Consider the following 5692-nt stretch of genomic DNA (forward strand, 5'->3'; position numbering starts at 1 on the left):
CCCAAGGCTTCCTCCTAAAAGAAAGCCTTGAATCACGTTCAATCTGATTTGAGACTCCCAAGAGTCCACACGGCCTAATCCACCGACTCCGCGATCAGGCGGATTCTGAACACGGGCTTCTTGCTCTCGTCGATCAGCTCCATCTGCCACTCGGCGTCCTGCTTGAGGCTGCGTGCGATGCTGCCGAGAAGATTGCCGCTGACCTTGGTCATCTCGGCCCATGCGGCCTCACGGCTTTCGAATTCCGACCCCTGATCGGACGCGCCCGCGAAGCGACCATGGCTGATCCTGAAGAAATATTGCGGCATGTGGAACTCAGTTGTTGCGCCCACCCCCGGCCGTCCTGGTGGAGATTAAGAGATTAGACGCTACCAAGCCATGAATTCGCGAGCCCGTATCACTACGGGTCTTCGCCGCCACGTTGTCGCCTCGATCAAACGAAGTCGGTGGGACCGATGATTCCAGCTAATCGGTCGAACGGCGCAATTCCGCCGCGCCTTCCGGTTGCGCCGGTTCGGGCTTCACCGGCTCGAGCCTGGTGCGCTCGACAGGCGGCGTCTCGACGCGCGCGGACACTTCGGCGCGGGAGGCGTCGGCCGAGCGGGTCGTCTGGGAGGGGCGCAGCGAACGCGGCCGCGCCACCGCGCGCGCCAACAGCATCTGCTGTCCGCCCTGGTGGCGGAAGTCGCAATAGGCAAAGCCCATGCCCGAGACTGAGCCGCGGAACGAGCGATCGTCGCGCTTGTCGAGGTTGAAGCAGGGCTCGAACGGAAGGCCTTTCAGCGAGGCACAGACGGCCTGACCGCGAACCTGCAGCGTATTGCCCGGCAACCTGACATGGCGAATCGGGCCGGAGCCGGAGAACTGGATCGAGCCGGCGGCGCCCATGTCGTCGAGGATGCGACCCGCGCCGCGGGTGCCGTCAAAGCAGGTGAAGGCGAATACCTTGCCGGCGACAAATCGCCTGGCCTCTTCGGCGCTCATCGATCCCGCCAACGCAGGCGCGGCCATCGCGCCGGCCACGACCGTCCCCAATACCAGACGCGCAAGCATGAGCCACTCCACTTACCCAGCGCGGGCACACCGCCTTTACCCGCTGCTTACCATACCAACCAAGGCAACATTGGAGCAGCTTGGTTGGTAAATTCTGAACGCCGTCAGACTATTTTTACCACGATCCGACCGCGGACCTCGCCCGCAAGGATTTTCGGGCCGTACGAGATGGCCTCGTCCAGGCCGATTTCGTGAGTGATATCAGCTAGTTTTGCCTTATCCAAATCGCTGGCGAGGCGGCTCCAGGCCCGCTTGCGACCTTCGATCGGGCACATCACCGAATCGATGCCGATAAGGCACACTCCACGCAAAATGAACGGAGCGACCGAGGAAGGCAGGTCCATGCCGGCGGCAAGCCCGCACGCCGTGACGGCGCCGCCATACTTGGTCATCGAGAGCATGTTGGCGAGCGTAGTCGAGCCGACGCTGTCGACGCCGCCGGCCCAGCGCTCCTTCGCGAGCGGCTTGACCGGGCCGGTCAATTCGCTGCGGTCGATCACCTCGGCGGCGCCGAGGCCCTTGAGGTAGGCTGCCTCCGCTTGCCGCCCGGTGGAGGCGATTACGTGATAGCCGAGCTTGGACAGCACGGCTGTCGCGACTGAGCCGACCCCGCCAGCGGCCCCCGTCACCACGATCGGGCCGCTCTTGGGCGTCACCCCGTGGTCCTCCAGCGCCAGTACCGAGAGCATCGCGGTATAGCCGGCGGTACCGATCGCCATCGCATCGCGCGCCGAGATCCCGTCGGGCAGACGCACCAGCCAGTCGCCCTTGACGCGCGCCTTCTCGGCATAGGCGCCGAGATGGGTCTCGCCGATGCCCCAGCCGTTGCAGACGACCTTGTCGCCTGCCTTCCAGTCGGGATGCGAGGACTGCTCGACGGTGCCGGCGAAATCGATGCCGGCGATCATCGGGAAGCGCCGCACCACCGGCGCCTTGCCGGTCAGCGCCAGGCCGTCCTTGTAGTTCAGCGTCGACCATTCGACGCGGACGGTGACGTCGCCATCCATCAATTCCGCGTCGTCGAATTGCGTGAGCGCGGCGGTCGTACCCTTGTCCGCCTTGTCGATCCTGATCGCCTTGAACGTCGCCACGATGGATCCTCCCGTACTCGCGTTGATCTAGTCCCGCGTCATGGCCGGGCTTGACCCGGCCATCCACGTGCTTGGGTGTCGCTCGACTTTAAAGACGTGGATGCCCGGGACAAGCCCGGGCATGACGACGAATTTGTGCGGGATGCTGTTTATCGCATCAGGCCGGCTGCGCAACCGGGCGCGACACTGGGGCCTCCACGATCGGCAGGTTGATCAGCGCCGACAGCACGCCGAACAGGATCGAGAGCCACCAGATCGGCGTGTAGGAACCATACTGCTCGAACACGATGCCGCCGAGCCAGACGCCCAGGAACCCGCCGACCTGGTGGCTGACGAAGGCGAAGCCATAGAGCGTGGCGAACCAGCGCGTGCCGAACATCAGCGCCACCAGCGCCGAGGTCGGCGGCACCGTCGACAGCCAGGTCAAGCCAGAGACCGCGCCGAAGGCGACCGCGGAGAACGTCGTGATCGGGAACGAGATGAAGGCAACGGTCGCCAGCGCGCGGGTGAAGTAGATCACTGACAGGATGTAGCGCTTGGGGAAGAAGTTCTGCAGCCAGCCGACGCCGAGCGAGCCCATGATGTTGAAGAGGCCGATCGCCGCGATCACCCAGCCGCCGGTCGAGGTCGGAATGCCGCGATCAACGAGATAGGCCGGCAGGTGCACGGTGATGAAAGCGAGCTGGAAGCCGCAGGTGAAGAAGCCGAGCACCAGCAGCACATAGGAGCGATGGCCGAACGCTTCCGCCAGCGCCGTCTTGAACGACTGCTGGTCGGCGGCCGGCACGTTGGTCGTTTCCGCCCGCGGCGTCGCGATCGCAAGCGACAGCGGCACGATCAAGAGCATCAGCGCGGCGAACACGGTCAGCGCGGCCTGCCAGCCGAAATTATCGATCATCGCCACGCCGAAGGGCGCGAACAGGAACTGGCCGAACGAGCCCGCCGCGGTGCCGGCGCCGAGCGCGAGGCCGCGCTTTTCCGGCGGCAGCAATTTGCTGAAGGCCGACAGCACCAGATTGAACGAGGAGCCGGACAGGCCGAAACCGATCAGCACGCCGGCGCCGATGTCGAGCGACAGCGGCGTTGCCGAATAACGCATCATGTAAAGGCCGCCGGCATAGAGCAGCGCGCCCACGATCATTACGCGCACGATGCCGAAGCGGTCGGCGATCGCGCCGGCGATCGGCTGGCCCAGTCCCCACAATAGGTTCTGCAGCGCCAGCGCGAGACCGAAGACGTCGCGGCCCCAGGCGAATTCGCGGCTCATCGGCTGCACGAAGAAGCCGAGCGCCGAGCGTGGCCCAAAGCTGAGCAGCGCGATCGCGCAGCCGCAGATGATGATGATCAGCGGCGTGCGCCAGCTATCGAGACCGGAGGAAGGCCGAAGGTCGCCGGTGGTCACAGCCATCAATTCCCCCTGCATGCTACATCATGGGCGGTCCCACCCGCCGGACGAAAGGTTACAGGGAGTTAATGCATTTGCATGAAAACCCCAAGGGGCCGGAGAGAAAAATTTCAACGCAGGGCAGCCCTGCAGAATGATGGGAACACTCTGCCGTCGTCCCGGCGAACCCCGGACCCATAGCCACAGCGAGGTGTTGTGGCACAAGCAAGTGGTTGCAGCGGAGCACACGGCCTGTGGTTATGGGTCCTCGCTTTCGCGAGGACGACGAGAGAGCTACCGTTTTGCGCTGGCCTGCTCGGCGGAGCTTTGCGCGGCCTCGGCGAGCTCTGCCGAGATCTCCGCGGTCTCGGCCGGGTTTCCCCAGCTCGGCGCGTCGCTGCCATTGCCCCAGGCGCGCGGGCGATAGAAGGTGTGGACGCCGAACTTGTACGTCTTCTTCATTTCGCTGACCCAGGACGGGCGCACCCAATAGGCGTGATAGTGCGTCGACTTGTCGACCTCGGGCAGCCAGAGCCGGCCATCCAGCATCGCCTTGGCGATCTTCCGCGCGCGGTCCCACATATCAGGCTCGCGGATCACGTCGCGGACGTTGTCGCAGGCGAAGGTGAACTGGCAGGCGAAGTGGCGGTACTTGTTCTGGTAGACCACACCGCAGACGGTGGTCGGATATTTGCCGGAGAAAGCGCGGTTCAACACCACCTGCGCCACCGCGATCTGGCCACGCACCGCCTCGCCCCTCGCTTCGAAATAGACGGCTTCGGCAAGGCACTTTTCGGATTTGGCGCGCGACTTCTCGTCGAACAGGCCGAGCCGCTCGGCCGGTGTCTTGGCGTGCTGGTCGTCGGCATTGACCTCGCCCTTCGGCGCAATGCTCTCACCCATATCGCCGGCGCGCACCGGGCCGTCGGCATCGACGGGCAGCGAGGCCATCGCCTTCATGTCCGGATCGGGCGAGGCATCGGGCGCGACGATCGTCGGCTCCTCGCCCGGCTGCCAGCGCTCCATGGTCTCGGGCGTTCCGAGCGACGAGCCGAAGAACAGGTTTGAGGTCTTGAACGCGAACGCATCGCGCGCCGGAGGCGCCGTCTCGGGAGCGGCCGTCGGTGACGCCGGCTGCGACGGCGCATATTGCGGCAATGGCGGCGCGTTCAGCGCGTCCTGCAATTCCGGATCGAGCGGCACATGTGCGGCGGGTGCGCGCGCAGCGGTCTTCATGCCCCTGACCGAAGAGTTCGAGGTCGAGGGATCTTCGCTTGCAGGCGCGGACTCGCTGGGCGCAGCTTCAGCCGGGGGCGCGACGGCGAGACGATCGCCCTTCAGCGTGCGATCGACCGTGGGGAAATCGGAGGCGGCGTAGCGCGGCGGCTGCGCGACGATCGGGTTGCGGGTGATGGAACCGGTGAGGTCGCCGCCCTGGCTGTCGAGCCGCGCCAGCCGATAGGTGGCAACTTGCGGCGAGGACGTCCCGATCGGTCGGCCGAAACTGTAGGCGGCGACGTGGATCGTGCCCATGGCGGAGAACATGCGCTTCTGCCAGCGCTCGGCGACCCCGGGCTGGCGGGCAAGCAGTGACGCGATGTCCTGATATCCGATCTCGGTCGGCATCAATGCGAAGATGCTAAGACCGAGTCCGAAGAGCGCGAACCGTGCGCCCTTCGGATGGTTACGCAACACTAACATCGATACGCTCACGCAACGCTTACAACGACCGAACGCAGTCCATCCGTGCAATTCGACCAAATTTGTTGGTATCGAATTTAGGTTGCCGCGGGGTTAATCGGCGTGGCTTGTCCGCTACACACAAGAGATCGCACAGATTTTGCGCGACGCATCGAATGCATTGGTAAATGCCTCGCGGATGAAAGTGGTAAATATGAGGTCAACGAACGTGGTGAAGAAAGTCTTCACCGCGTGAAGATGCTCGGGACGTGTCAGCGGCTCTATCCGTTGTCATTGCGAGCGGAGCGAAGCAATCCATCTCTCGCCGAGTGGCGGCATGGATTGCTTCGCTCCGCTCGCAACGACGTGGGGTGGGCTCTGATTCAATTGTCCAGCAGCCTGATCGGATCACGCTCTAGGCCGTGTGGACAGTTACCTTATCCAGAGCAGAGTGGCGGCAATGGCGACGACGGCGAAGTAGTTT

The 5692-nt window shown here is 64.4% G+C and carries 5 protein-coding genes; all 5 read right to left on the bottom strand.

Translation table 11 applies throughout. The annotated features are described in order from the left end of the window. Positions 1-74: 74 nt before the first annotated feature. On the bottom strand, positions 75-308 hold the full coding sequence (locus tag AAFX91_RS38280; protein WP_225118947.1) for a DUF6894 family protein: 234 nt from the start codon (positions 306-308) through the stop codon (positions 75-77). 157 nt (positions 309-465) lie between these two features. Then, positions 466-1053: a hypothetical protein gene (locus AAFX91_RS38285; RefSeq protein WP_130580416.1), complete on the bottom strand. Its 588-nt coding sequence runs from the start codon at positions 1051-1053 to the stop codon at positions 466-468. A gap of 104 nt (positions 1054-1157) precedes the next feature. Next, positions 1158-2144 (bottom strand): MDR family oxidoreductase, encoded by a 987-nt coding sequence (locus tag AAFX91_RS38290; protein ID WP_394569948.1) that lies wholly within the window; start codon positions 2142-2144, stop codon positions 1158-1160. A gap of 157 nt (positions 2145-2301) precedes the next feature. Next, a complete protein-coding gene (locus AAFX91_RS38295; RefSeq protein WP_282526941.1) occupies positions 2302-3552 on the bottom strand; it encodes an MFS transporter in 1251 nt (416 codons plus the stop codon). A gap of 270 nt (positions 3553-3822) precedes the next feature. Further along, positions 3823-5229 (bottom strand): cell wall hydrolase, encoded by a 1407-nt coding sequence (locus tag AAFX91_RS38300; protein WP_394569949.1) that lies wholly within the window; start codon positions 5227-5229, stop codon positions 3823-3825. Between the last annotated feature and the right edge of the window lie 463 nt (positions 5230-5692).

Origin of the sequence: Bradyrhizobium sp. 31Argb (genome assembly GCF_043638955.1) — a bacterium.
GTDB lineage: Bacteria > Pseudomonadota > Alphaproteobacteria > Rhizobiales > Xanthobacteraceae > Bradyrhizobium.